At 66.2% G+C, this 25,888-nt stretch carries 21 protein-coding genes; 17 read left to right on the top strand and 4 right to left on the bottom strand.

All coding sequences use genetic code 11. From position 1 onward, the window contains the following. From PAA8504_RS07325 to PAA8504_RS07290, 8 genes are all read left to right on the top strand, one after another. On the top strand, positions 1 to 515 hold a 515-nt coding region (locus tag PAA8504_RS07325; RefSeq protein WP_219928902.1), incomplete at its 5' end, for a response regulator transcription factor. A 257-nt stretch (positions 516 to 772) separates the two neighbouring features. Next, on the top strand, positions 773 to 2,806 hold the full coding sequence (locus tag PAA8504_RS07320) for a polysaccharide biosynthesis protein (RefSeq protein ID WP_108893480.1): 2,034 nt from the start codon (positions 773 to 775) through the stop codon (positions 2,804 to 2,806). Continuing rightward, a complete protein-coding gene (locus tag PAA8504_RS07315; RefSeq protein WP_108893479.1) occupies positions 2,806 to 4,035 on the top strand; it encodes a DegT/DnrJ/EryC1/StrS family aminotransferase in 1,230 nt (409 codons plus the stop codon). The genes PAA8504_RS07320 and PAA8504_RS07315 overlap by 1 nt, the downstream gene beginning before the upstream one ends. Before the next feature lie 438 nt (positions 4,036 to 4,473). Next, on the top strand, positions 4,474 to 5,397 hold the full coding sequence (locus PAA8504_RS07310; RefSeq protein WP_108893478.1) for a methionyl-tRNA formyltransferase: 924 nt from the start codon (positions 4,474 to 4,476) through the stop codon (positions 5,395 to 5,397). Further along, a complete protein-coding gene (locus tag PAA8504_RS07305) occupies positions 5,394 to 6,401 on the top strand; it encodes an ATP-grasp domain-containing protein (RefSeq protein ID WP_108893477.1) in 1,008 nt (335 codons plus the stop codon). The genes PAA8504_RS07310 and PAA8504_RS07305 overlap by 4 nt, the downstream gene beginning before the upstream one ends. Then, positions 6,398 to 7,105, top strand: a complete 708-nt coding sequence (locus PAA8504_RS07300) for an HAD family hydrolase (protein WP_108893476.1) — start codon at positions 6,398 to 6,400, stop codon at positions 7,103 to 7,105. The genes PAA8504_RS07305 and PAA8504_RS07300 overlap by 4 nt, the downstream gene beginning before the upstream one ends. A gap of 217 nt (positions 7,106 to 7,322) precedes the next feature. After that, complete coding sequence (locus tag PAA8504_RS07295) at positions 7,323 to 8,771, top strand: pectate lyase family protein (RefSeq protein ID WP_108893475.1); 1,449 nt, start codon at positions 7,323 to 7,325, stop codon at positions 8,769 to 8,771. A gap of 16 nt (positions 8,772 to 8,787) precedes the next feature. After that, on the top strand, positions 8,788 to 10,029 hold the full coding sequence (locus PAA8504_RS07290) for a glycosyltransferase (RefSeq protein WP_181375721.1): 1,242 nt from the start codon (positions 8,788 to 8,790) through the stop codon (positions 10,027 to 10,029). A 10-nt stretch (positions 10,030 to 10,039) separates the two neighbouring features. On the opposite strand, the gene PAA8504_RS07285 is transcribed toward PAA8504_RS07290, so the two are convergent. Next, positions 10,040 to 11,068, bottom strand: a complete 1,029-nt coding sequence (locus PAA8504_RS07285; RefSeq protein ID WP_108893473.1) for a hypothetical protein — start codon at positions 11,066 to 11,068, stop codon at positions 10,040 to 10,042. Between the two features lie 207 nt (positions 11,069 to 11,275). On the opposite strand from PAA8504_RS07285, the gene PAA8504_RS07280 reads away from it, so the two are divergent. From PAA8504_RS07280 to PAA8504_RS07255, 6 genes are all read left to right on the top strand, one after another. Next, positions 11,276 to 12,628: an MATE family efflux transporter gene (locus PAA8504_RS07280; protein ID WP_108893472.1), complete on the top strand. Its 1,353-nt coding sequence runs from the start codon at positions 11,276 to 11,278 to the stop codon at positions 12,626 to 12,628. 9 nt (positions 12,629 to 12,637) lie between these two features. Next, positions 12,638 to 13,411, top strand: a complete 774-nt coding sequence (gene truA / locus PAA8504_RS07275; RefSeq protein WP_108893471.1) for a tRNA pseudouridine(38-40) synthase TruA — start codon at positions 12,638 to 12,640, stop codon at positions 13,409 to 13,411. 47 nt (positions 13,412 to 13,458) lie between these two features. Then, a complete protein-coding gene (locus PAA8504_RS07270; protein WP_108893470.1) occupies positions 13,459 to 14,430 on the top strand; it encodes a L,D-transpeptidase family protein in 972 nt (323 codons plus the stop codon). After that, a complete protein-coding gene (locus tag PAA8504_RS07265) occupies positions 14,427 to 15,203 on the top strand; it encodes an extensin-like domain-containing protein (protein WP_108893469.1) in 777 nt (258 codons plus the stop codon). The genes PAA8504_RS07270 and PAA8504_RS07265 overlap by 4 nt, the downstream gene beginning before the upstream one ends. 69 nt (positions 15,204 to 15,272) lie before the next feature. Further along, a complete protein-coding gene (locus PAA8504_RS07260) occupies positions 15,273 to 16,679 on the top strand; it encodes a YcjX family GTP-binding protein (protein WP_181375720.1) in 1,407 nt (468 codons plus the stop codon). A 40-nt stretch (positions 16,680 to 16,719) separates the two neighbouring features. Continuing rightward, on the top strand, positions 16,720 to 17,724 hold the full coding sequence (locus tag PAA8504_RS07255; RefSeq protein WP_108893468.1) for a YcjF family protein: 1,005 nt from the start codon (positions 16,720 to 16,722) through the stop codon (positions 17,722 to 17,724). A 24-nt stretch (positions 17,725 to 17,748) separates the two neighbouring features. Here the strand turns inward: PAA8504_RS07255 and PAA8504_RS07250 are convergent, their stop codons facing one another. Further along, complete coding sequence (locus PAA8504_RS07250) at positions 17,749 to 18,594, bottom strand: M48 family metalloprotease (protein ID WP_108893467.1); 846 nt, start codon at positions 18,592 to 18,594, stop codon at positions 17,749 to 17,751. Between the two features lie 166 nt (positions 18,595 to 18,760). On the opposite strand from PAA8504_RS07250, the gene PAA8504_RS07245 reads away from it, so the two are divergent. Further along, positions 18,761 to 19,888 (top strand): AI-2E family transporter, encoded by a 1,128-nt coding sequence (locus PAA8504_RS07245; RefSeq protein WP_108893466.1) that lies wholly within the window; start codon positions 18,761 to 18,763, stop codon positions 19,886 to 19,888. On the opposite strand, the gene PAA8504_RS07240 is transcribed toward PAA8504_RS07245, so the two are convergent. Beyond that, positions 19,885 to 20,763 (bottom strand): NAD-dependent epimerase/dehydratase family protein, encoded by an 879-nt coding sequence (locus PAA8504_RS07240; RefSeq protein WP_108893465.1) that lies wholly within the window; start codon positions 20,761 to 20,763, stop codon positions 19,885 to 19,887. The two genes, PAA8504_RS07245 and PAA8504_RS07240, sit on opposite strands and share 4 nt — an antisense overlap. On the opposite strand from PAA8504_RS07240, the gene PAA8504_RS07235 reads away from it, so the two are divergent. Both PAA8504_RS07235 and parE read left to right on the top strand, forming a co-directional pair. Beyond that, positions 20,747 to 22,027: an MFS transporter gene (locus tag PAA8504_RS07235; protein WP_370739679.1), complete on the top strand. Its 1,281-nt coding sequence runs from the start codon at positions 20,747 to 20,749 to the stop codon at positions 22,025 to 22,027. The two genes, PAA8504_RS07240 and PAA8504_RS07235, sit on opposite strands and share 17 nt — an antisense overlap. A 966-nt stretch (positions 22,028 to 22,993) precedes the next feature. After that, complete coding sequence (gene parE / locus PAA8504_RS07225; protein WP_108893463.1) at positions 22,994 to 24,937, top strand: DNA topoisomerase IV subunit B; 1,944 nt, start codon at positions 22,994 to 22,996, stop codon at positions 24,935 to 24,937. Here parE and PAA8504_RS07220 read toward each other — a convergent pair. Further along, positions 24,934 to 25,641 (bottom strand): AbiU2 domain-containing protein, encoded by a 708-nt coding sequence (locus PAA8504_RS07220; RefSeq protein WP_108893462.1) that lies wholly within the window; start codon positions 25,639 to 25,641, stop codon positions 24,934 to 24,936. The two genes, parE and PAA8504_RS07220, sit on opposite strands and share 4 nt — an antisense overlap. Positions 25,642 to 25,888: the final 247 nt, after the last annotated feature.

Raw genomic sequence — 25,888 nt, 5'->3', positions numbered from 1 at the left:
AGCAGCTCTATCAACTCATGCGCGAAGCGCGGCTGACACTCGCAGCAAACGCTCGCCCAGAGGCCGGCAGGAACGGCCTCACCTTGCCTCAAGCCCACCGGGGAGCCGTTCCGGTGAATAATGCGGGGTTCAGTCAGGCCAATCTGGTCAAGCTGATCGACCGTGGCATTCGCGGCTACCAGCCGGAGACCGTATCGTCTTCGGTGCTAGAGGCAACGCTGCAACTCGTGGCACTCGGCGAAATCGCTTTGCCGTCGGTCCTTGCCGAGCATCTGGCGGGCATCCCGCGCGACATCGCTCTCGTACCGCTCTCGGCGAAAGAACTTGTCGTGATGCGGTGTCTGGCGAGGGGCTTCGGAAACAAGGAGATTTCCAGGTCTGTCGGGATCGCCGAGGCGACTACAAAGGTTCACGTCAAGGCAATCATGCGGAAGCTGGGGGTGTCGAACCGAACCCAGGCGGCTGTCTGGGCGGTGCGCAACGGGTTGGATCAGTCTTTTTATACCAATCGATAGTTGGCATACAAAAACCACTGAAAAGCCGCGGTTCGCCGCGGCTTTTTTTGTTCCCACCCAAAAGTATTACCCCCTGACCCTTTTAGGTATGCATTAGGCACTTCGAATCTAATTCTGATAAATCGTGTATGCGCTTTGCGCCAAATGGAAGGTTTGGGGCATCCGTTTAAGCCGATCCATAAACCCTTCCACGATAACTGATCAGCCGACATAAATACCCCAACGACACTGTATTCCAGATTCGTATCGGGGGCTTCATGGCCAATACCAAATATATTGAAAGCGAGTCACATTTTCCGGGGCTGGGAATTCTGGGAATGCTGCGCGAGGGGTCGCGTCGTTCCAAGGCGTTTTTCGCGTTCGACCTGATTGCGGCGAATGCCGCTCTGCTCATCAGCTTGATGTTGACCACCGGCACCAGCCCGTTCACGGAAGGCATCGTTGGGCAAATGCTGCTTCTGACGGCCATAGCGCTGGTGGTTCTGCCACAGCTCACGATCTACCGCACCAATCTGCGCTTTGCTTCTCTGACCGATCTCATAGCACTGGCGGGGGCCAGTTTGGCCATTGTCCTGACCCTGGGAGTCACGGCCTCGACCACTTCGGTACAGACGCTCAACCTGCGGACCCTGGTCATACTTCTGCTGCTTCTTTCTGCGCTGTTGACCGCACCGCGCCTTGCGATGCGGTCGGAGGATATCCGGTCCGGCCTGATCACGGCACTTGGCCTCAAAAAGCAAACGTCCACGGCCCAACCCGTCCTGCTGATCGGACGCGGCACGGCCACTGATCTTTTCCTGCGGTCTCTGCGGACGCAACCCAATGTGACCTTCCGCCCCGTCGGCATCATCGACGACCTGTCTGGCTCGACCGGCACCTGCATTCACGGCATTCCGGTTCTGGGCACCTACAACGACTGCGCCGCCGTGCAGGCCAATCTTGCGAAGCGCTGGTTGCGGGTGGACCGGATCATTCTGACCGAGCCTCTGACTCGGCAGGCCACGATCGCGCTGGAACCACTGCTCAGCTGGGCACGGGCAGAGGGCATCATGGTTTCGCAGTTGCCGGGGCTTAGCGCGTTGCGCCCCCTGCGGGCCGATGGCGGGCTTGGCACGATCGATGTGGCGGAACTGCTGGATCGGCAGGAAGCGCGTGTCGACTACGCCTCGATCCAGGGTCTGGTGCGGGGGCGTCGCGTGATGGTGACGGGGGCCGGGGGCTCCATCGGATCCGAACTGGTCCGCCAGATCGCGTCGCTCAAGCCGGCGTCAATCATCATGATCGAGAACTGCGAACTCAACAGCTACCAGATCGACATGGACCTCGACCGGCACTTCCCCGGCATTCCGCGTCATGCCTACATCTGCTGCATCCGCGACAAGACTCGCCTGCAGGAGATCTTTCGCCGTCACCGCCCCGAACTGGTTTTCAACGCGGCGGCGCTCAAGCACGTACCCATCGTCGAACGGAACCCTTGCGAAGGTGTTCTGACCAACGTGATCGGGGCCAGCAATGTTGCCGATCTGGCCGCCGAAACCGGTGCGCTAGCCATGATCCAGATCTCGACTGACAAGGCGGTGAACACATCGAACGTGATGGGCGCCACGAAGCGCGTCGCCGAGATGTATTGCCAGGCGCTGGACCGCCAGGGCGGCACGCGGTTCATGACCGTGCGTTTCGGCAACGTGCTGGGATCCAGTGGATCGCTCGTGCCGCTGTTCAGGAAGCAAATCGACGAAGGGGGGCCGCTGACGGTCACCGACGCTCGGATGACCCGCTTCTTCATGACCATCCGCGAGGCGGTGGAACTGACCCTTCTCGCCTCTGCCAGCGGATTGCAACGTGACCTGTCACAGGGGCAAATCATGGTCTTGGACATGGGCAAGCCGATCACGATCGTCAGTCTCGCAGAACGCATGATTCGACTGGCCGGCATGGTTCCGGGGCGCGATATCGAAATTCGCACGATCGGCATCCGCCCCGGGGAGAAACTCTTCGAGGAACTGTTCGACAAACGCGAGACCCGAAGCAAGAGCCCCGTGGAAGGCATTCTAGTTGCGACCACCGAAGGGCTTCCGCTGAACTGCATGCACGAGGCCATTGGCGCGCTGGCAGCCGCTGCACGTCAAGGACACGCGGCAAGCGTCGTCGCGTGCCTCTCCAGAATCGTGCCGGGCTATGTGCCCGATTCTCTGGGCGTTTCTCGTTGCGCGCCAGAGTCGACACCATCCCCAGCTCGGGCTGTCCGGCACGATACCGTTTTGCCTCAAACCGAAGTCGAGGTCGTCTGATGCGTGATGAAGTATCAATCGGAAGCAGTTTCGCCAAAACCGGGATTTCAAAGGTCTACCCGACGCCGCCCCCGATTTGGCCGCGCTACGACCCCGAACAGATCGCCGCCGTCACGCGGGTTCTGGAAAGCGGGCGCGTCAATGCATGGACCGGGCCGGACGTCTCACGGTTCGAGGCAGACTTCGCGAAGCTGACGAATGCCAAACACGCGATCGCCTTGGCCAACGGCAGTCTCAGTCTGAACCTCGCGATCGAGTGTCTGGACCTCAAACCTGGGGACGAGGTGATCGTGACGCCGCGCAGCTTCGTGATCTCGGCCAGCGCGGTGATCTTGGCGGGTGGCACACCGGTTTTCGCCGACGTCGATCTCGAGACCCAGAACATCACGCCGCAGACCATCGCCCGGAAGATCACTACGCGGACTGTCGGGATCATTCCCGTCCACCTGGCGGGCTGGCCTTGCGACATGCACGGGATCATGGAACTGGCGCGGGCCGACGGCTTGTGGGTCATCGAAGATTGCGCGCAGGCGCATGGGGCGCGGATCAACGGGCGACACGTCGGGACATTCGGCGATTTCGGGTCGTTCTCGTTCTGTCAGGACAAGATCATGACCACGGGTGGCGAAGGCGGCATGCTGATCACCAACTCCGAAAGTTTGTGGGCAAAGGCCTGGTCGCGCAAGGATCATGGCAAGGACATGAATCTCGTCCACAGCGATGCGCATCCTCCGGGCTTTCGCTGGCTGCATGCAGATGCGGGCACGAACCTGCGGATGCCGGGCTTGGCCGCGGCCATAGGTTCGGTGCAGGTGCGCCGCCTGCCGGAATGGCACACAGCACGCCAGCGCAACGCGATGATACTGGCAAAGGCCCTCAGCACCTGTTCTGCCCTGCGCGTGCCGATGCCTCCCGACAACATGACCCACGCATGGTATCGCTTCTACGCTTTCGTCGATCCCGATCGGCTGAAGAACGGGTGGGACCGCGACCGTATCCTGGCGGCCCTGTCGGATCGCGGCCAGACGGCGTTCAGCGGAAGCTGTCCAGAGATTTACAACGAGGGCGTATTCCGCACGCGTGGCTTCACACCAGGCAGCCCGCTACCCGCGGCGCAAGAACTGGGGCGGACCAGCTTGGCCTTCCGTGTCGATCCCACCCTGGAGCTGGGCGATATGCACGCTATGGCCGACGCCCTGTGCGACGTTATGAAAACGGCGACACGGTAAGCCGAAAGGTGCCTGGCCACCGGCTATGGCCTCGAGGCGCGGCTCCGAAGACCGCGCGGCTTGACCAGGTGCGGCATGACCCGCCCTTGGCGCCGGGGCACAAGACGGTCAGCACTGCGAGCCGTCAGAGCAGTGCGTATGGGGTGTTCGCGCCGTCCATTGAGTACCAGGCGCCCGAAGATCGGCTACTTCGCCACCCCCGCCAATTAACCCTGGCCGGACCGCCCCCCCCGGGGGCTGCATGCCGGCCGGCGGAACCATCGCGCGTGTCGAAGATGTCCTTTGGCGGCGCACTTTCGTCGGCTTTTACGGGCCTGGATTTGGGCGAGGGACTAGGCCGCTAGCCTTAAGGCTTAGCGCGGATCGCAAGGGGTAATTGAGGTTCAGCACATGAACGGGACACAATTCTCAAAGGTTTCGGAGCATGAGGGGTGTGCTATGAAAACGGTCTTCGTGGGTGCTGTCGAAGGCTCCCTCCGGGCGCTGGAGGCGCTGGTCGCGTCTGGGAAGGCGCCGGACTTGGTGGTGACCCTCCATCCGACAAAGGCCGCGCGCCATTCGGATTTTGCCGATCTGTCCGAGGTCGCGCGGGTCGCCGGGTCAGAGCTGCTGTACGCGACCGACATCAACGACCCCGCCACGGTCCAGTCCATTGCGGCCCGCGCGCCCGACATCGCCCTGGTCATCGGCTGGTCGCAAATCTGCCGTGCGCCGTTCCGGTCCGTAGCCCGGCTGGGCACGTTGGGATTTCACCCCGCGCCGTTGCCCCGGCTGCGCGGGCGTGCCGCAATTCCGTGGACGATCCTTGCCGGGCTTACGGAAACTGCGGCAACACTGTTCTGGATTGATGCGGGCTGCGATACCGGCGACATCGCCGCGCAGTATCCCATCCCCGTGTCCCCGCGCGAGACGGCGCGTTCGCTCTACGACAAGCAGGTAGATGCGATGTGTCAGATGCTGCCCGAGGTTGTGGCCGACATCGAAGCAGATCGGATCTCGCGCCACCCGCAGGATCCATCGCTGGCGAGCTATTGCGCCCGACGCCGCCCCGAAGACGGCTACATCGACTGGACCCGCTCCGCCGCCGAACTGGACCGCCTGATCCGAGCGGTCGGCGATCCTTACCCTGGTGCATTCACCGAGTTTCGCGGGCAGGTGCTGACAATCGCCAGTGCGCGGGTCTTCGAAGGTCCGCCTCGCTACATCGGCCTTCCCGGACAGATCCAGGATCAGACCAGTGCCAGCTTTCGCGTCAGTTGCGGCGATTTCACGTGCCTGGAGGTGACCGGGTGGCACACCGCGAGCCCGGCCCCCCTGCCCCGCCATGGGGTGCTCGGCCAAGCCAGACAGGTGCTCGCATGACAGCCTGGGGTCCACGCGTTCTCATTTCATCGGCCGGACGCCGCGCCGGGCTGGTCGAGGCCTTCCGCTCTGCCGGTCCTGCGCTGGGTGTATCGGCCACCATCTATGCCGTCGATATGAACGCGATGCTCAGCGCGGGCTGCGCGGCGGCTGATTACGCCTCCGACGTGCCACCCTGCACCGATCCGGGATACGTCGACGCCTTGCTCGAGTACTGCGCCGCCGAAGACATCATGCTTCTGGTGCCCACGATCGACACCGAGCTTGCCATACTGGCCGAAGCCGCGCCCCGCTTTCGCGAGATCGGATGCCGGGTGCATGTCGCCTCTCGCCAGCTGATCGACATCGCGCGCGACAAGATGCGCACCTGCGCGCTTCTGGCAGAAAATGGCGTGCCGGTGCCGCGGTGCTACACACCCGAGACCGCCCGCACGCTGAACGATACGTCGATCTGGCCGCTGTTCGCCAAGCCCATCGCAGGCAGCGCCAGTCGCGGGTTGATGAAGATCGACGGTGCGAAGGACATTCCCGATCGCTTCGACGAGCCCACAATATTGCAGGAGTACCTTGAGGGGCCCGAGTACACCGTCAACGTTTTTGTGGACAAGCACGGGTCCCTGCGTACGACGGTGCCGCATCTGCGCTTGTCGGTCCGCGCTGGAGAAGTCGAGAAGGGCCGCACCGTGCGCGATCCCCGGTTCGCCCGGATCGCCCGCAGGCTGGTCGATGCGCTGCCAGGCCCGCAAGGGGTGATGTGCTTCCAGATGATCGACGACGTAACGCGCGGCCCGCAAGTCTTCGAGATCAACGCCCGATTCGGTGGCGGCTTCCCCCTGGCGGACCATGCGGGCGCTCATTTCGCGCGCTGGCTGTTGGCGGAATGTCTGGGCCGGGACAGCGGCGCGCATGACAACTGGGTCGATGGGGTGGAAATGCTCCGTTACGATGCGGCATATTTCAATATGCCCAGGGATGACGCGTCCGTGGTCCGGGCCGCAGAATGACATTCGTCGTCTTCGATCTGGACGACACCCTGTATCTCGAACGCGATTTCGTCTTCAGCGGCTATCGTGCGGTGGGAAACCGCGCACGGGATCACCACGGCATAGACGGGCTGGAAGAAGCCTGCCGTTCGGTCTTTGCCGCGGGAGAGAGGCAGCGGGTCTTCGACGAGGCGTTTCTGCGTCTGAGCGTGGTGCCCGAGGCCGATCTGATTGGAGACATGGTCGAGACCTACCGTGGACACACGCCCCAAATCGCGCTGCAAGCCGATGCCGACCGCGCCCTGCAGCGCTACGCCGGTCGGTGCGGGCTGATCAGCGACGGACCGGCGGCGACTCAGGGCGCCAAGCTCTCGGCGCTAAATCTGGAGGACCGTTTATCGCCCATCCTGCTGACCGGCGCCCTCGGGCAGAATTTCGGCAAACCGTCTCCGATGGCCTTCGAGTTGATGGAAGAGGCCACGGGCCTGACAGGCCGTGCGCTCACCTATGTGGCGGACAACCCCATCAAGGATTTCATTACACCGCGTCGCATGGGGTGGCAGACGGTCATGATCGCCCGCCCCCAACGCATTCATCGCAGCCCCCCGCCAACGGCGGATCACGACGCCGCGCATCGGATCCCGCTACTCGACGCGCTCGACGAATGCGTGACGTGGCCCGAGCCCGCACGAAAGTGGCACGGGGGCCGCCTCGCAAGCCGATGATGCGACACGGGGGCCGCGAAGGACATCGCCTAGAACGCGAAGGTATGCGCCTGAAGAAACGGCGCCTGCCCGGAAACAAGATATCGCAGCCGTGGCACTGGAGGCGCACCTTCCATCCTCCGAATGCGCAGCCTGATACCTCCTTCGGCTAATTCAGTCGCGCACACGCCGAGTATAGCATGGTCCAGACCCAACAGGCAGAGCGGAGTTCAGGCCCATGACCAGACCGATCAGCTTGCGCCCTTCCTCTGCGCGGGACGTGGCGGGCACCGACCGATCGTGGCCGTTTAGATTGCCGCTGCCATCGTCGAAACGGATCGCGGCGGCGGTGCTGCTGGTCTCCGCGATCCCCGTGACGGCGTTGGCGCAGGCCTTTCCCGGCGCGGTGGGCTACGGCAAGGGGGCAGATGGCTGGCGCGGCGGGCGGGTCCTGTCGGTGATCAATACCGCACCCGAAGGCCCCGGCTCCTTCCGGGCCTGCGCCGAGGCCACCGGGCCGCGCGTCTGCCTAGTTCGGGTGGGTGGAACCGTGGTCCTGGACCGCCCTATCAGGGTACGCTCGAACGTCTATATCGCAGGCCAGACCGCTCCCGGTGATGGCTTGCAGATTCGGCTGGACGGCCAAGGCGCCACGCCGTTGGTCATCAAGAACGCACAGGATGTTCTGGTGCGTTTCCTCAAGGTTCGTCCCGGCCCCACCGACACGCCCAATGCCAATGTCGACGCCGTCACGGTGGAAAATTCGCAGCGCGTGTATCTCGATCACATGTCGCTGTCCTTCGCCACGGACGAGACATTCAACATCCATGCCAGTCGTGGTCTTACCGCTGACATCACGCTGGCGCGCAGCCTGCTGAGTTTTTCGCTCGATCGCTCCAGCCATCCCAAGGGTCGGCATTCCAAGGGCGCCCTGGTGTGCTCCTTTGACGCCACGGCCACGGGCTGCGGACGCATCACCCTGTGGCGCAACCTGTTCGTCCATCACCGCGACCGGATGCCGGACGTGAAGGCCTCGGCCGTGGGGCCTGTCGAGGTGGTAAACAATGTCTTCTACAATCCGATCAGCCAGTTCGGCGAATATTACAACCTGATGGGCGACACGCGCATCGCCCATCTCTTCAACGTGGCCCTTCCCGGCCCCAGCACCAAGGCCGACCCGCCGCCCGCGGTCGAGGTCTTCATGCTCGGCTCCGAACCGCTGGCGCTGCGGGCACCCGGCAATCTCTCGTATGGCGGGCCTTGCTTCACCGATCCGGGCGTTCGCGTGCTGGGCCCCACGGCAAGGTCCAAACGCGACCCCAGCGTGCCCCTGTCACAGGGTCTGCCGATTCTGCCCGCCGCCGACGTGGTGCGCGCGGTGGTGCCCATGGCGGGGGATCATCTTCACCGCGACACGCTCGACATCCGCGCGCTGGACGATCTGCGCGACTGCACCGGCAAGGTCATCGACCAGGTGTCGCAGGTGGGCGGCTGGCCCGCCCTGCCCACCGCCGCCCCCGACCCCGATTCCGACGGCGACGGCCTGCCCGACGCGTGGGAGGCCGCGCACCCGGGCCTCTCGATCGATACGCCCGACGATCCCTGGGCAAACGACCCCACGACAGGTCTGCCCTTCATCGAATCCTACCTTTCGATGCTGGCAGGCGATCTGCCAGCGCTGCGCTGAGCAACGGGACGCCCCCATGACCGTGCCCCATGACACCGAGCGCCGCCGCCCCGAAGTCGCCCTCGTTCAGGCGGGGCTGGGCAGCGGGGGCACCGAAAAGGTGCTGGCCCGGCTGGCCGCTCATTTGGCCGGACGGGGCTATGGTATCACCATGGTCTCGATTCACGGCGATCCGCAGGCCCCTTACTACCCGGTGCCCGACACGGTTCACCTACGCAGCATGGAAGCCGAGCGCGGTGCCGCGGCCGCCAACAGCACCCGGCAGCGGATCGCCTGGCTTCGGATGGTTCTGCGCGACCGGGACCTTGCCCTGTCGTGCCTGACCAAGATCAACGTGCAGACCGCGCTGGCCACCGCGGGCCTGGGAGTTCGCCGGATTGCGTCCGAGCGCAATAATTTCAAGCGCCAGAAGATGAACCCTCTGTGGCGCTGGTCTATGCCGTTCGCTCTGGCCACAGCGGACCGTGTCGTGATGCAGACCGCTGCCGCCCGCGACGCCCTGCCCCGCTGGGCCATGCGCCGGTCGGTGATCGTCCCGAACCCCGTTCCCGACCCCAATGCCGCTGCCTTCGAAGCCCCGACGAACCAGATCGTGGCCGTCGGCCGCCTGACCGCCCAGAAAGGCTTCGACACGCTTCTGCGCGCGCTGGCGATCGCCCGCGACCGCGGCCACCCCATGCCGCTGACGCTCTACGGCGTCGGCGAACTGCGGGATCAATTGATTGGGCTGTCCCGCTCGTTGAACCTGCAAGAGCTGGCGCATTTCGCGGGCCGATCCAAGGTTCCCCATGGTTGGGCGAACCGGCCTAGTATCTTCGTGCTGTCCTCGCGCTTCGAAGGGTTCCCCAATGTGTTGATCGAGGCCATGGCCGCAGGCTTCGCGGTGGTCTCCACCCGGTGCGATTGGGGCCCATCAGAGATCGTCACCTCCGGCACCGATGGCCTGCTGGTTGCAATGGACGATCCGGACGCCATGGCCGACGCTTTGATCCGTCTGCACGAAGACACCGCCCTGCGCGCGCGCCTAGCCACTTCCGCCCGCGTTCGTGCCGCCGACTACGCCGAGGCGCGGGTCATGGAGCACTGGGAATCGGTTATCGTCGACGCCCTGACGTCCCGCATATCCGGGCCATCTCTCCACACCACAGGAGGCGGAGCGCATCTTCACAACGGCTCCACCACCCAATCACCCGTGAAGGAGTACCCCGGGGGAGGACGCGTAGCGTCCACAGGCAGCGCCCCCTGCCCCCCAAGGTGACGAGGCGGTTCTACAGCACCGCGCGCGCGATCCGGATCAGTTGCAGGATCTCGTAATTCGCGTCGCTCAGCTGCAGCAGCTCGCCGTTCAGCACGCTGTAGTTCTGACCTTCGGCCAGGGGCGGAAGACCGTAAAGCCTGATCAGCTCGTTTTGCGTCAGGGCGGCCGTCGGCGCGATCCGGGTCTGGGCCATGTCGTCGGGGAGCCGCGCCAGGCTGTTCACAAGGCGCAGCGCCGCATAATCCTCTTCGCCCAGAAGGACGGGCAGGCCGTCGATCAACGCATAGCGCTGCCCCTCCGGCGCGCGGTCCAGGTCGAAAAGGCGGGCGATCTCGTCCGAGCTCAGCAAAAGCTCGGCATCGGAATCCGCGTCACGTTCGAGGTCCAGCCACTCGTCGCGGCGCTCGACCCAGATCTCGTCGTACCGGTCCCGGTCGTAGGACGCCCATTCGTCGTATGTCACACCCTTCTTGGCCAGCCCGGGCGGGACACAGGGCGGGTCCTTCTTGGCCAGACCCGGCGGGCAGTTGCTGTAGGTGATCAGCTCTTCGGCGGGCGCCTCGGCCGCGGACAGCCCCGGGGTCAGCAGGGACAGGCCCGACGCCCCGAGCACACGCAGCATGTCGCGCCCCTCGGGCGCGGGGGTCGTGGTAATCCGGTCGACCGCCGCGGCGCGTGCCTCGCCGGTCTTAGGGCCGCGGCCGCGGTCGGCGTTGCCAGTCCCGTTGCCCTTCGGTCCGCCCGCATGCGCGGGTTTGCCGTTCCCGGCCTCGGCCCGGCCTTTCGCCTTTCCCGGATTGCCGTTTCCTTTCCCCGTGCCGGCCTTCCCCCTGTCGGGCTTGCCCTTGCCGGGATTGCCGCCGGACTTCTGCTTTTTCGCACCGCCGCCGTTGCCCTTGCCGTTATTGGCAAGCCAGATCAGGTCGCCCTGCGCCGGTGCAAGATGGGCGGGGCCGCTTTGGCCCCGGACCGGTGCAGCGTGCAGCGCGGTGGACGACAGGGCGAGCGCCAGCGCGCCACCGATAAGTAACTTCGACATGACAAACCCTTTTGCTGGGCCAAGAACGCCCGCGTTCCCCGCCGCGTTCCGCCCCGCCACGCGTCGGAGAAATCCCGCCGATGCCCCCTGCGGCGGCGTCCGCCCGGTGTCGCCCCCACCCGGACCGGACTCCGGACCCGGCATACGTTCAGCGCCCCCACCTTCCCGCCCATTGCCCCGCGCAGTTCCCGCAGCTAAGGCGCGGGCATGACCTGGGCCACCCATATCCGCCGCATCCTGGCGCTGGGCCTGCCGCTGATCGGCAGCCTGATGGCGCAGATGGCGATCCAGCTGACCGACACGGTGATGCTCGGCCGCTACGACGTCGGCGCGCTGGCGGGGCAGGTGCTGGGCTCCTCGATCTTCGCGCTGGCGCTTTTGTTCGGCGCGGGCTTCGGCTGGGCCGTCACCCCCATCGTCGCCGAGGCCGAGGCGCGCGGACAGACCACCGAAATCCGCCGCGTCACCCGCATGGCGTTGTGGCTGTCGACGGGGTTCGGCGCGCTGGTCCTGCCGCTTTTCCTGTTTCCCCGCCCCCTATTCGACGCACTGGGCCAGGATCCGGCGACGTCGGACACCGCGGCACGTTACCTCGTTGTGCAGGGCTTCGCGATCTTCCCGGCCCTCGGCCTTATGGTCATCCGCGCCTATCTTTCGGGGCTCGGTCGCGCGCGGGCGCAGTTCTGGGCGATGTGCGGCGCGCTGGTGCTGAACGGTCTGGTGAATTACGCCCTGATCTTCGGCGCCTGGGGCGCGCCGGAACTGGGCGTCACCGGCGCCGCCATAGGCTCGGTCGTCTCGACCTCCGTCGCGTTCGCCGCGCTGGCCGTGCACGCCGCGCTGGCAACGCCCGAGCATGCGATCTTCCAGCGCATCTGGAAGCCCGACCCCGGCGCGCTGGCCCGCGTCTTCCGCCTGGGCTGGCCCATCGGGACCGCGACCCTGGCCGAGGCGGGGCTGTTCTCGGCCTCGGCGGTGATGATGGGGTGGCTCGGCCCCGTGCCGCTGGCGGCGCATGGCATCGCGATGCAGGTCATCTCGGTCATCTTCATGGCGCATGTCGGGCTCAGCCAGGCGGCGACGATCCGGGCGGGCAACGCGGTGGGGCGCGACGATCCGCAAGGGCTGCGCAAGGGGGCGGCCGCGGCATTGATGCTGTCGGCCTGCATCGCGCTGCCCACCGCCGCAGCGCTGGCCCTGATCCCCGAGCCGCTGATCGAGCTTTTCCTGGGGCAGGAGGAGGAGAGCCGCGCCGCAGTCATCGCGCTGGGCCGGGGGCTTCTGGTGGCTGCCGCGATCTTTCAACTTGTCGATGCCGCGCAGGTCATGGCCATGGGCCTGCTGCGCGGGCTTCAGGACACGCGCGTTCCCATGATCTGGGCCGGTTTCGCCTATTGGGGCGTCGGCGTGCCACTGGCTTGGGTGTTCGGGTTCGTCCTGGGTGGCGGGGGCGTGGGTATCTGGCTGGGCATGGCCGCGGGGCTGTCGCTGGCCGCGGTCGCCTTGCAGACGCGCTTCTGGCGCCGAACCCGCCTTGTCGCCTCCCACGCCGCGGGATAACCCGCGCCCATGCCCCGCTTCGCCTTCCGCATCGAATATGACGGCCAGCCCTTCTCCGGCTGGCAGCGGCAGGCCGACCAACCCTCCGCCCAGGGTGCGGTCGAAGATGCGCTGTCCCGGCTAGAGCCGGGCCCCCATACCATCGCCGGCGCAGGGCGTACCGATGCGGGCGTCCACGCCACGGGACAGGTCGCCCATGCCGACCTGTCGAAGGACTGGAACCCCTTCCGCCTGTCCGAGGCGCTGAACTTCCACCTCAAGCCCGCCCCGGTCGCGATCACCGCCTGCGCCGCCGTGCCGGACGACTGGCACGCCCGCTTCTCGGCCACCGGGCGACGCTATTTGTTCCGGGTACTATCGCGCCGTGCGCCACCCGTTCACATGCGCGGACAAGTCTGGTGGGTGCGTCACGATCTGGACGCGGTCGCGATGCAGGCCGCCGCCGACCGGCTGATCGGACATCACGACTTCACCACCTTCCGGTCGGTCCAATGCCAGGCGGCCTCGCCCGTCAAGACGCTGGACCGGCTGGACGTGGAAACCCACCCCGTCCCCGGCGGCACCGAATACCGCTTCCACGTTGCCGCCCGGTCCTTCCTGCACAACCAGGTGCGCAGCTTCGTCGGCACGCTGGAACGGGTGGGCCGCGGCGCGTGGTCCCCCGACGACGTAAGCGCCGCCCTTCACGCCCGCGACCGCGCCGCCTGCGGCCCCGTCGCCCCGCCCGAGGGGCTGTACCTGACCCATGTCGTCTATCCCGTAGACCCTTTCGAGCCAGACTAAAGGCGAACCGACCCCGGATGTGGCGCGTTGTCCCATAAGACAAAAGGATGACCGCCATGACTTTCGCCCGCCTTCTTTGCCTCGCCCTGCTGCCGGGACCCGCCCTTGCGCAATCCGTGCCCTTCGATGCCGGAGCGATGGATGCGGCCACGTTCGACGGCGGCGACCTGCCCGACGGGCAAAGCGCGTTAACCGTTAAGGTGCAGACCCTGCTCGACCGGGCCGGGACCTCGCCCGGGGTGATCGACGGTTGGAAGGGCGGCATGTCCACGACCGCGCTGAAAGCGTTCGAGCGTCGCCACGACCTTCCCGTCGACGGCGTGCTGGACGAAGAGGCATGGCAGGAAATGGGCGGCCCCGAGGCCGAACCCATCGCGCAAAGCTATACCATCACCGAGGAGGACGCCTCGGGCCTGGTCGATGCCATCCCCGAGGATTACGCCGAACGCGCCGAGATGGACCGGCTTGCCTATTTGCGCGTGACCGAGAAACTGGCCGAGCGCTTCCACATGGCCGAAGATTTCGTGATCGCCCTGAACGGTGGCGGGACGTTCGATCCGGGCCGCACGATCACCGTCGTGGACCCCGGCCAGGATGTCGATACCACGGTCGCGCGTATCGAAGTGGACAAACCGAACCAGCGCGTGACCGGCCTGAATGCGGACGGCACCATCGTGGTCGACTACCCCGTGACCGTCGGGTCCGCCCAGGTGCCGTCGCCATCGGGCACGCATCAGGTCACCGCCGTCGCGATCGAACCGACATATACCTACCGCCCGGACCGGAACTTCCAGCAGGGCGACAATGACGAGGTGCTGGTTCTGCCGCCCGGCCCCAACAACCCCGTGGGCCGGGTTTGGATCGACCTGTCGAAGGAAACCTACGGCTTGCACGGCTGGGCGCACCCGTCCGAGCTGTTCACCGCGGCCAGCCACGGCTGCGTGCGCATGACCAACTGGGACGCGACCGAGCTGGCGCATCTGGTGTCGCAGGGCGTCACCGTGGAGTTCCTGGAATGATCCTGCGCGCGGCCTGCCTAATTCTTTTGGCGTCCGCGGCGCAGGCGCAGGAGACTCCGATCCCCGAGGCCGCGCCGGACACCAGCGCCGCACCACAGGCCCGCCCAGATCCCGAGGATCGCGCGTCCGAGATTGCCCCCGAAGCTCCGGACGAAGTGCCCCAAGTGGCCGAAGCTGCCGATACACCGCCCCAATGGCAGACCCTGCGCGAAACGCCCGATGCCTACGACACCTGCCTTGCCGTCTTGCGCGACTACGGCACCCGGTTTGAGGAACGCGACAGCATGACTGGCCGGCTGCCCGATTGCGGCATCGCCAATCCGATCGAGGTCACCCAGATCCTGCCCGGCGTCACCCTTCGCCCCGAAGCGGTCATGCGCTGCGAAACGGCCCACGCGCTGGCGTCGTGGGTCGATGGAACGGTCGTTCCCGCTTCGCGTCGCACCGGTGTGCTGTCCCCGCTTACGGCCATCAATCATGGCTCGACCTATGTCTGCCGCAACCGCGGCGGGGTCGCGTCCGGCAAGGTCAGCGAACACGCCTTTGGCAATGCCATCGACATCATGGGCTTCCGGTTCGAGGATGACAGCACTTTGGCCATCGAACCGCGCGCCGATGCCGGCACCATCGAAGAGGCGTTCCAGCGCGCGGTCCGCGGCGGCGCCTGTCTCGACTTCACCACGGTGCTGGGTCCGGGCACGGACGCGGCTCATGCCGATCACCTGCATCTCGACGTGAAACAGCGCAACGGCGGCTACCGCATCTGCCAATAGCCGCGGCACCACTGGCGCCCGCGACGCCCGATCCCTATCTGGGGGCGACGGGACGGGAAGGGACAGACCATGATCGGCGAGGCGTTCGACAGCGTGACCACGCGGGCCGAAGGGATGGCGCGGGCGCTGACCGACCGGTTCGCCGGCAACACGATCCGCCTGGGCGTCACTGGGCTGAGCCGCGCGGGCAAGACGGTCTTCATCACCTCGCTTGTCGCGAACCTTCTGAACCCCGGGCGCATGGGGGGCCTGCGTGCCGCCGCGGACGGGGCGATCCGCGCCACCTACCTGCAGCCCCAGCCCGACGACACCCTGCCCCGCTTCGATTACGAGACGCACCTGGACGCCATGACCGGGGCTGATCCGCGCTGGCCCGAGAGCACCCGCGCGATCAGCGAGCTGCGCCTGTCGCTGAAGGTCCAACCGAACGGGATCCTCTCGGGGTTCCGGGGGCCGCGGACCTTGCACCTCGACATCGTGGACTATCCCGGCGAATGGCTGCTGGACCTGGGCCTTTTGGAGAAATCCTTCGCCGAATGGTCCGAGGGCGCGCTGACCCGCGCCGCCCAGCGCCGCGCGGGGGCCGCCTATACCGACGCTCTTGCGGCCATCGACCCCGCCGCCCCGTTCGCCGACCCCGAAGCGCAACGCTTGGCCGGCTTGTGGACTGCTTATCTCGCGCAAGCGAAGGAGGAGGGGTACTCGGACTGTTCGCCGGGGCGGTTCCTGCTGCCGGGAGAGATGGCCGGATCCCCCGCCCTGACCTTCGCCCCGCTGCCGCCGGGGGACGCGCCGCGCAAGTCGCTGGCGCAGGAGTTCGAGCGCCGGTTCGAGGCCTACAAGCGCGAGGTCGTCAAACCCTTCTTCCGCGCCCATTTCGCCAAGCTCGACCGGCAGGTGGTGCTGGTCGACGCGCTGGGCGCGATCCATGCCGGGCCGCAGGCGGTGGACGATCTGCGCGTGGCGATGACCGACATCCTGCAGGCCTTCCGCCCGGGCCGGAACGCGTTCCTGACCGAGATCTTCCGTGGCAAGCGGGTCGAGAAGATCCTGTTCGCCGCCACCAAGGCCGACCACATCCACCACACCCAGCACGGCCGCCTGACCCGCATCATGGAGGCGCTGACCGACGACGCGCGCCGCCGCGCGGATTACGCCGGTGCGCGCACCGCGTCGATGGCGCTGGCCAGCCTGCGGGCCACGACCGAAGACACGGTGCGCCACGAAGGGACCGAGCTGGACGTCGTGCGCGGCCGACTGCCCGGCGACAAGCGCGCCGCCTTCTGGCCGGGTGATCTGCCCGAGGATCCGCAGGCCCTGCTGTCGGAAGGCCGCCGCGGGGCCGAAGCCTGGTTGGACGGGGATTACGGCGCGATGACTTTCCTGCCCCAGGGCGGCACCCTCAAAACCGGGGAGGGGCCGCCCCATATCCGTCTGGACCGTGCCGCCGAGTTCCTGATCGGGGATCGACTTTGAGAGCGGCGGGATTTGGGTATTTCCACAAGGGTGAAATGACATGGCACGCCGTCCCGTCCTGATCGAGGAAGACGACGACACGCGCGCGAGCCCCTCGCCCGCCGAGGCACCGCCCGTCCCCGACGCCGATCCCGCGCCCACTGGGCAGGCGATGCGCACCATGGCGGCACTGGCCTCGCGCCCCCGATCCGCGCTGGGGGCGTGGTTCTGGCGGATGCTGGGGGCGTTCGTCCTGTTCATGCTGTCGGTCGCCACATGGGCCGCGATCGATGCGATGCTGGCCCGGTCGGTCGTGCTGGGATGGATCGCGACGGTGCTGGTGGCAGGGGTCATCGTTACCTCGCTGGGGCTGGTGATGCGCGAGCTGCGCGCGTTGGCGCGGCTGAAGCGGGTGGGCGCGATCCAGCTCGAGGCGGCGCGCGCCGCGGCCGAGAACGACCTGAAGGCCGCGCGCGACGTGTCCGGCCGGCTGATGACGCTGTACCAGGATCGCGCCGCGCTGGACTGGCAGCGCGCGCGGTTTGCTGAACGGCAGCCCGACCTCTTCGATGCCGACGCGCTTCTGGGCTTGGCCGAGCGCGAGCTTCTGGGGCCCCTCGACATGGCCGCCCGGGCCGAGGTCGAGGCCGCCGCGCGCCAGGTCGCCGCGGTGACCGCCGTGGTGCCGCTGGCGCTAGCCGATGTCGCGGCAGCGCTGGTGTCGAACCTGCGGATGATCCGCCGCATCGCCGAGATCTATGGCGGCCGATCGGGCACGCTGGGGGCCTGGCGTCTGACGCGGGCGGTCTTCACCCATCTGGTCGCCACTGGGGCCGTGGCGGTGGGCGACGACCTGATCAGTTCGGTCGCCGGCGGGTCGGTCCTGGCCCGCGTCAGCCGACGCTTCGGCGAGGGGATTGTGAACGGCGCCCTGACCGCCCGTGTCGGTGTGGCCGCGATGGAGGTCTGCCGTCCCCTGCCCTTCGCGGCCGTGCCGAAACCGCAGGTGCATCGTCTGATCGGGCGCGCGCTTTCGGGGGTCTTTCCGCAATCGCGGCCCGAGTGATCGGGCCGGCGCGCTGACGCACCCCTACTCCGCCCGGTTCAGCCCCTGCCCCGCATCTGCCGCGCGGGTTGCCGCGATCACGGTAGCAAGCCTTTGCGAATTTGGCGGGTGGGTACCCCAGAACGACAGGGTGCCTGCCTGCGTGCGCGCCCCAGCCGGGCGGGCGAAGAAGCGGGCCCCGTTCACCGCATCGTATCCGGACATCCGCGCGATATGGGCCGCGATGACGTCGCTCTCCAACTCGTAGGTTTGGCTGTAGGCGCGCTGCCCGACCGCAGCCCCCAACCCAATACTGCGCTGAAGATCAGCCTGGTCGGCGCCGGTGTAGCGGCCGGGATTGGCTTGGTTCGCATAGGCCTGGCTGGTGGCCGTCAGGGCCCCCAGGATCAGCGCGCCTGCCAGCGCCTGCCGCTCTCCCTTCTCGATATGGTCCGCGATGTGGTGGCCGAACTCGTGCGCGATCATGAAAGCCAGCTCGTCGTCGTTGCCCACCTGCAGAAGCATGGGTACCGTGATGCCGATGAACGGCGCGCCCTGCCGGTCGCGGGTCTGGTAGGCGTTTGCCTCGCCGACGCTGGGGTCGATTACCACAGGCAGGTCGCAGACCTTGGCGGGACGGTCCCCCGCTTCGCTGCGACAGAACGCGACGGCGGCCGGTTTCACCCGGGCCACCACGCGCCGGAACCGTGCCGCGGCCGCCTCGGGCGTTACAGTGGCACCGGGGGGTGTCGCACGCGCCTGCGTGAACATCGCCGCCGCCATGGTGCTGGCCTCGTCGTTGACTTTCGGAAGTTCGTAGGTCGTTCCGCAACCCGCCAGTCCGATCGCCACGCAGGTCGCCATCAGCCCCCGCATCCATGTTCCCGTCATCCGTTCGCGCCCTCATAGTCCTACAGGTCCCACCTGTTCCAACCCGCTTCGGGCGACCGTCTGACCGAACCGGGGCATTTTGCGGGAAATTGTTCCCCCCTTTCCCCTGCGGCACGGAACCGGCACGCCCCGGCCGCATTGTCTGAGGCCTCGCGGGACATCTGCCATGACAACGCCTTCTGAACGGCCCTCGTCCGACACTCCCTTGCCCGAGCTTGTCGAACTCAAGCGGATCAGGACAATTCTGGCCGGTCTGTTGTTGCTTGCGCTGGGGCTGGCCTGCTTCTTCGCGCGCGACGTCCTGCTTCCGGTGATCCTGGGGTTGATGCTAGCGCTGACTCTGTCGCCGGTCATCCGCTGGGCCGAGCGGCGCGGCATCCCGCCCCCGCTGATGGCGATCGCGATGATCCTGACGCTGGCCGCCAGCCTGTCGGCCGCGGGCTATGCCATGAGCGGCCCGGTCTCGACCTGGATAGAGACCGCCCCCGAGATGGGCGCCCAGTTCCAGGAAAAGCTGCGGGGCGTCTTCGAGTCGGTCGAAAAGGTCAAGGAAGCCTCGGACCAGGTCGAGGAGATTGCGAACCAGGACGAAGGCACAATGCAGGTGGAACTGGCCCAACCGGGACTGCTGAACTCGGCCGCCAGCTATGCCGCGGCCATCGGGACGACGCTGTCGGTCGCGCTGATCCTCGCGCTGTTCGTCCTGGCCTCGGGAGAGCTGTTCTACGTCAAGCTGGTCGAGGCCTATCCCCGCCTGTCCGAGAAGAAGCGCGCGCTGAAGATCGTCTACGGGGTGGAACGGGCGATCTCGCGCTATCTCTTCACGATCACGCTGATCAACGCGGGCCTGGGGCTGGTCGTCTTCGCGCTCTTGTGGTCCATCGGCCTTCCAAATGCGTTCATCTGGGGCGTCGTGGCCTTCATCTTCAACTTCCTGCCTTTCCTGGGCGCGGTGGCAGGGGGCGTTCTGGTCGCGCTCTATTCCGTCGTCACGGTAGAGCCTCTGGGCCAGGCCCTTCTGGCGCCCGCGCTCTACCTCATCGCGACCACGATCGAGGGGCAGTTCGTCACCCCCACGATCCTGGGCCGCAGCCTGAAGCTCAACACCGTCTCGGTCTTTCTGACGGTCGTCTTCTGGGGGTGGCTGTGGGGGATCGCGGGGGCGCTGATGGCGGTGCCGTTCCTGGTGATCGTCAAGGTGATCTGCGACAACGTGGACGGCCTGAAGACCTTGGGCAGCTTCCTCGGCTCGGCCGATGCCACGGTCGAAGAAAAGCGCGCGGCAGAGGCCTAGACCTCGTCGCGCCACCTCACCTTGGGCGCGAAGCCCAGCATCCGCTGCGCCTTCTCGATGCTGTAGAACGTCTCGTCCTGGGCCATCTCGCGCTTTTGGGGCACGCCTTGGTAGAACCGCGCCGTGATCTCGCCGCTGGTCAGGTCGACGCTGGGCTCGGGGTTGGCGACGTTGAACACCTCGAAGCCCAGCCCGTCGGTCTTCAGGCACAAGTCCACCATGTGGCCCAAGTCGCGCGCGTCGATATAGGCGAAGATGTTGCGCCGGCGTTCGGCCGCATCGGCAAAGGGAAACTTCTCCTTGTACTCGTGCGGCTCCATCACGTTGTTGATCCGCAGGCCGTAGATATCCGCCTTCGAGCGCTGCTGGAACGACCGTGCCGTGACCTCGTTGGCGACCTTCGACATGGCGTAACTGTCGCCAGGCACGACCGGGTGCTCTTCGTCCACGGGGATGTATTCGGGCTTGCGCTCGCCATCGGCGAAACAGATGCCATAGGTCGTCTCGCTGCTGGCGAAAATCACCTTGCGGATGCCGACGCCCAGCGCCGCCTCGATCACGGTATAGGTGCCCATGGTGTTGACCCGGAATGTCTCGTGATCGGGCTTGATCATGATCCTCGGGATCGCGGCGAAATGGACGACTGCATCGTATGGCTTCACCCCGTCGCCGCCCTCCAGTTCGTCGAAATCGGCGGGCTGGGTCAGTGCACCCCACACGTCGCCCGGCGCGGTCACGTCACCGATCAGGTTCTTCACGCCCGGCACGTCCAGAGGGGTCAGGTCGAAATTGACCACCTCGTGCCCCTGTTCGATCAGAAAGGGGACGACGTGCCGCCCCGCCTTGCCGCTGCCGCCGGTGAATAGAACGCGCATTCCTCGTCTCCCGTGCTTGTCCGTCCGCCCCAAGCTAGGCCGCGGAAGGGCAACGGAAACCACGGGATCGTCGGGCTGGAAAGACGGGGACACAATTCGTCATTTGCCATTCGCGCCGCGCGGCGCGATCTGGGGCCGCATGATCGAAACACGCCCTGCCCGCATCGCCGTCACCGCCGTATTCGCCCTGAACGGCGCCCTGTTCGGCGTGTGGGCCGCGCGGATTCCCGTCTTCGTCGACCGCTTCGCGCTGTCCCATGACCAGCTCGGGTTGCTTTTGCTGTGCATCGCGGGCGGGGCCATCGTGGCCTTTCCGCTGGCAGGGCGTCTTTCGGACAAGTTGGGCGCGGCGCGGGTGACCAAGGCGCTGCTGGTCCTCTATCCGCTGGCCTTCGCGGTCCTGCCTCTTGCACCGACGGTCCCGCTGCTTGCCTTGGCGCTTGCCGTGTGGGGCGCCACCTATGGCGCGATGGATGTTGCGATGAACGGCTGGGGGGCCGAGGTCGAGGCGACCTATCCAGCGCCGATCATGTCGACCTTCCACGCCGCCTATTCGCTGGGGGCGTTCCTCGGGGCAGGCGTCGCGGCCGGCGCGGCCTGGGGCGGCATCGGCCCCGGACTGCTTTTTCCCGTATTGGCGGTGTTGGGCGCGCTGGCCACCGCCCGGCTGGCGCGCGTGCCCTGGACGTCCCACCTGTCCGAGGATGGACCCGCCTTTTCCCTGCCCCGCGGACCGCTCCTTCTGGTGGGGATCATGGCCTTTGCGTCTGCCGTGGGCGAAGGCGGCGTCGCGGACTGGAGCGCGGTGTACCTGACCGGTATGCCCGGCACGACCGAGGCATCGGCCGCATTGGGTTTCGCGGCCTTCTCGATCACGATGGTGGTCATGCGCCTCTACGGTGACCGGGTCATCGTGGCGCTGGGCAAGGTCCGTGCGGCCCGGTTGTCGGGCATTTCGGCGGCCCTCGGTGTCGGGGTCGTGGTGGCGGCGCCGGGCGTGCTGCCCGCGCTGCCGGGGTTCGTCCTGATGGGGCTGGGCTATGCGCTGATCTTCCCCCTCGCCGTCACCCGCGCGGCATCCGATCCGGTGGTCCCCCCCGGCCGCGCCATCGCGGGCGTCGCGACGCTGGGCTACGGCGGTGCGCTTCTGGGGCCTGTGCTGATCGGCTGGATCGCCGGGGCCACATCGCTGACCGTTGGGCTTGCGCTGATCGGCCTCCTCGCCTTGGTCATCGTGGCCTGCGCCGACGTACTGCGGCCGTGATTGACCCGGAACGGCCGGACCGTCCTCAGGATTTCGGAGCATCACCCACGGCTCTGCGTCGACCCAGCGGCCTCCCCAATCTTCCTCCCGGCTTCGACGCCCCCAACCTCTCTCCGTCAGTCCCGGCATGAACCGACGGCGGCCGAGTCTGCTCCCGCCTGATCGCGAAGCCGCGCTCCACCTCGTGTTCTGCCGTCACCCGATCGCGAAGACGCGCTCCACCCCGGATCCTGCCCTCTCCACCACGCGCTTCATCACGGGTCCCTCAGCCGCCGCGTTCTGCGACTTCACACGCAGCACCGCCATCCACATCCCACCCGCGGCCCACACACAGGCCCCGCGCCCATGGCAAGCACCGGGAACCGCTTGTCCCAACGCACTCCCGTGGCACCCGGTCACGCACGAGGTCGCCGGTCCACCCGCTCTCCGCACCGCCGACCGCAGCCTCAAACCCGCACGGCAAGGCCCAGTCACCGCAAACTGGTCCCGCCGGCCCCCGGCCTCCATCGGCCCAGCCAAGCCGTCGCCGCTTCGACCCGGCCTCGGGCGTCTCGCCACATTCGGGCCAGCCATGGCCGCGCGCCTGTCCCGCGCCGCTCCGCGCCCGCCCACCAGCGCGGAAGCCTCTTCGTCCGGCCCGCCTCCGAGGTCGCTTCCGTACGCCCCATGAAGCTTCGCGCGTCCTCGGCGGTCAGGGGCGGGGGGCGTGCGCCGGGGTGCAACAACGCCATCGTCTCCCGCCGGGCCGAAACCACGCGAAACCGCCTTTGCCCGCCAGGGGGGGCGCCGTCCTTGATCCGAACCTGCTCCATACCCTCAAGGATGCACGCAAATCCTGTCCAAAACGTGAACGGATTGCCGCATTTCGGCGGCTGGTCCCATGCCGCCGTCCCCTCTCCGACGCTTGCCCCGAACCCCCGCGCCTGCCAAACTCGGCCCCCAACCAGAATCCGGAGCCCGAGCAGCATGGCCGATGACCTTCTGACCCCCACAGGCGGGCAAGATTACGACGCTTCCTCCATCGAGGTGCTGGAAGGGTTGGAGCCTGTCCGCAAGCGCCCCGGCATGTATATCGGCGGCACGGATGAACGCGCGTTGCACCATCTGGTGGCCGAAGTCCTCGACAACTCCATGGACGAGGCCGTCGCCGGCCACGCCAACCGGATCGAGGTCGAGCTGCACGCCGACGGCTCGTGCACGATCCGCGACAACGGGCGCGGCATCCCCACCGATCCGCACCCCAAGTTCCCGGGCAAAAGCGCTTTGGAGGTCATCCTCTGCACGCTCCACGCGGGCGGAAAGTTCTCCGGCAAGGCCTACCAGACAAGCGGCGGCCTGCACGGCGTCGGCATCTCGGTCGTCAACGCGCTGTCGGACCACGTCCGGGTCGAGGTCGCGCGCGACCGTCAGATCATGGCGCAGGAGTTCTCGCGCGGCATCCCCCAAGGCCCTGTCGCGCCCGCTGGAGCGGCCCCCAACCGCCGCGGCACCAGCGTGACCTTCCACCCGGACGGCCAGATCTTCGGCACCCTCAAGCTGAAACCCGCCCGCATTCACAAGCTGGTCCGGTCCAAGGCCTACCTGTTCTCGGGCGTCGAGATCCGCTGGAAATCCGCCATCGACGACGGCGAGACGCCTACCGAAGCCACCTTCCACTTCCCCGGTGGTCTTGCCGACTATCTCAAGGAAACGCTGGGCACCGCGGCCACCTATGCCGACACCCCCTTCGCCGGCTCGGTCGAGTTCAAGGACGCGCCCGGCAAGGCCGAATGGGCGATCAACTGGACCCCTGCCCGCGACGGCTTCATCCAGTCCTACTGCAACACGGTCCCCACGCCCGAGGGCGGCACCCACGAGGCTGGCTTCTGGGCCGCGATCCTCAAGGGTATCCGCGCCCATGGCGAGCGTGTCAGCAACAAGAAGGCCGCCAACATCACGCGCGAGGATCTGACCGCGGGCGGCTGCGCGCTGGTCTCGTGCTTCATCGCCGAGCCCGAGTTCGTCGGCCAGACCAAGGACCGGCTGGCGACCAACGCCGCCCAGCGCCTCGTGGAAAACGCCATCCGCGACCGCTTCGACACCTGGCTTGCCGCCGACACCAAGGCCGCGACCGCGATCCTCGACTACCTCGTCTTGCGCGCCGAGGAACGCCTGCGCCGCCGGGCCGAGAAGGAGACCCAGCGCAAGTCCGCCACGAAAAAGCTGCGCCTGCCCGGCAAGTTGGTGGACTGCACCGTCAAGACCCGCGACGGGACCGAGCTTTTCATCGTCGAGGGCGACAGCGCCGGCGGCTCGGCCAAGATGGCCCGCAAACGCGAGACGCAGGCCCTCCTGCCCCTGCGTGGCAAGATCCTGAACGTGCTGGGCGCCGCGTCCTCGAAACTCGGCTCGAACCAGGAAATCAGCGACCTCTGTCAGGCGCTTGGGGTCGGCATGGGCTCGAAATTCGTGCTCGACGACCTGCGCTACGACAAGATCATCATCATGACCGACGCCGACGTGGACGGCGCCCATATCGCCTCGCTTCTGATGACGTTCTTCTACACCCAGATGAAGCCGATGATCGACGCGGGCCACCTCTACCTCGCATGCCCGCCGCTGTTCCGCCTGACCCAGGGCGCCCACCGCGCCTATTGCCTGGACGAGGCCGAGAAGGACGCGCTGTACAAGAAGGGCCTCGGCGGCAAGGGCAAGATCGACGTCAGCCGCTTCAAGGGTTTGGGAGAGATGGACGCCAAGGACCTGAAAGAGACGACGATGAACCCCGCCACCCGCAAGCTGATCCGCGTTCGGATCGACGAACAGGCCGAGACGGGCGAACTGGTCGAGCGGCTGATGGGCAAGAAGCCCGAGCTTCGCTTCGAGTATATTTCGCAGAACGCGAAGTTCGTGGAGGAGTTGGATGTCTAGGACAACATATCGACAAAAAAACGTCGACGGAGATAATCTGGAACTCGATCAATTTCACGCTCGTAGTCGGCTACATTTTTTATCTCGCGTAATTCCGAGGATATTTCGTCCCGCTTGATAAGACCTAAATAAATTACTTTCAGGAAACTCACCTCATCGTCTTTGAACGAAGAGACCATATCGAAAGAAACATGAGCATCAAGATATACGTTCGAAAAGTGCTGTAGGACAGCACCAGAGGCCTTTATTGCAGCATCAAAATCAGCGTAAGACGCCCCAAGATCGTCGCTCGGAAAGAGCGTCTCTCTATGGTCGGCGTGCACTAGCCGTTTGCTCCTGATCCTTCGAATATTTGATGCCTTCTCTTGCGCATTTAAAACATTTTGCTGCAAGATGGCGTCGTTTTCTGTGACTTCATAATTACGAAGCGCCGCCAACGAGGCATTTCGATTACGGCCTTGAGATGACCGATCCGTCAAACGAGATAGTTTAATCGCGGTCCGCTCTCTGAGCGCGTTTTGAATTACTAGAGCGGTCGTTCCGGACACCTCGTTGAGTAAATCAACTCTTTCTGGAGCCGCACGAAACCACTCCGAAAAAACTCGCCACTCCAAGCCCATCACGACAAACGACTCGTACAGACTAAAGTATAACCCCCCCAGATCCGCCCCTAGGGTCGCTTCGCACTTCGTTCTGTCCGGCATTTACTTTGTCCTTAGTGATGAAGCTGCGGTCCCAGCACTTTACCTTGCAGACCAACAGGCTTCATATGATACCGCAAGCTGTAAGGTCGTCGGATCCTACCCTTCCCATAAACCCGTCCGCTTCCCCAAGTCCTCGACCTCGGGGAAGCGGTCCTGACGCACCGCCTCCAGAAAGGCGCGGCCGCGGTCGACCTTTTCGCCGTAGGGTGGGTGAAACCCACCATTCCTGGTCACCACCGCCGATCCA

It is taken from the genome of Palleronia abyssalis, from assembly GCF_900302445.1.
Lineage (GTDB): Bacteria > Pseudomonadota > Alphaproteobacteria > Rhodobacterales > Rhodobacteraceae > Palleronia > Palleronia abyssalis.
Note: the sequence above shows the minus strand (reverse complement) of the source record. Positions and strands in the feature narration are given on the sequence as shown.

Bases quoted from the DNA above. Each gene is read 5' to 3' on its own strand.
- truA (WP_108893471.1), top strand. From the start codon at position 12,638: ATGCCCCGCTTCGCCTTCCGCATCGAATATGACGGCCAGCCCTTCTCC.
- PAA8504_RS07270 (WP_108893470.1), top strand. From the start codon at position 13,459: ATGACCGCCATGACTTTCGCCCGCCTTCTTTGCCTCGCCCTGCTGCCG.
- PAA8504_RS07220 (WP_108893462.1), bottom strand. From the start codon at position 25,641: ATGCCGGACAGAACGAAGTGCGAAGCGACCCTAGGGGCGGATCTGGGG.
- PAA8504_RS07315 (WP_108893479.1), top strand. From the start codon at position 2,806: ATGCGTGATGAAGTATCAATCGGAAGCAGTTTCGCCAAAACCGGGATT.
- PAA8504_RS07290 (WP_181375721.1), top strand. From the start codon at position 8,788: ATGACCGTGCCCCATGACACCGAGCGCCGCCGCCCCGAAGTCGCCCTC.
- PAA8504_RS07280 (WP_108893472.1), top strand. From the start codon at position 11,276: ATGACCTGGGCCACCCATATCCGCCGCATCCTGGCGCTGGGCCTGCCG.
- PAA8504_RS07265 (WP_108893469.1), top strand. From the start codon at position 14,427: ATGATCCTGCGCGCGGCCTGCCTAATTCTTTTGGCGTCCGCGGCGCAG.
- PAA8504_RS07300 (WP_108893476.1), top strand. From the start codon at position 6,398: ATGACATTCGTCGTCTTCGATCTGGACGACACCCTGTATCTCGAACGC.
- PAA8504_RS07245 (WP_108893466.1), top strand. From the start codon at position 18,761: ATGACAACGCCTTCTGAACGGCCCTCGTCCGACACTCCCTTGCCCGAG.
- PAA8504_RS07310 (WP_108893478.1), top strand. From the start codon at position 4,474: ATGAAAACGGTCTTCGTGGGTGCTGTCGAAGGCTCCCTCCGGGCGCTG.
- PAA8504_RS07255 (WP_108893468.1), top strand. From the start codon at position 16,720: ATGGCACGCCGTCCCGTCCTGATCGAGGAAGACGACGACACGCGCGCG.
- PAA8504_RS07295 (WP_108893475.1), top strand. From the start codon at position 7,323: ATGACCAGACCGATCAGCTTGCGCCCTTCCTCTGCGCGGGACGTGGCG.
- parE (WP_108893463.1), top strand. From the start codon at position 22,994: ATGGCCGATGACCTTCTGACCCCCACAGGCGGGCAAGATTACGACGCT.
- PAA8504_RS07240 (WP_108893465.1), bottom strand. From the start codon at position 20,763: ATGCGCGTTCTATTCACCGGCGGCAGCGGCAAGGCGGGGCGGCACGTC.
- PAA8504_RS07320 (WP_108893480.1), top strand. From the start codon at position 773: ATGGCCAATACCAAATATATTGAAAGCGAGTCACATTTTCCGGGGCTG.
- PAA8504_RS07285 (WP_108893473.1), bottom strand. From the start codon at position 11,068: ATGTCGAAGTTACTTATCGGTGGCGCGCTGGCGCTCGCCCTGTCGTCC.
- PAA8504_RS07260 (WP_181375720.1), top strand. From the start codon at position 15,273: ATGATCGGCGAGGCGTTCGACAGCGTGACCACGCGGGCCGAAGGGATG.
- PAA8504_RS07305 (WP_108893477.1), top strand. From the start codon at position 5,394: ATGACAGCCTGGGGTCCACGCGTTCTCATTTCATCGGCCGGACGCCGC.
- PAA8504_RS07250 (WP_108893467.1), bottom strand. From the start codon at position 18,594: ATGACGGGAACATGGATGCGGGGGCTGATGGCGACCTGCGTGGCGATC.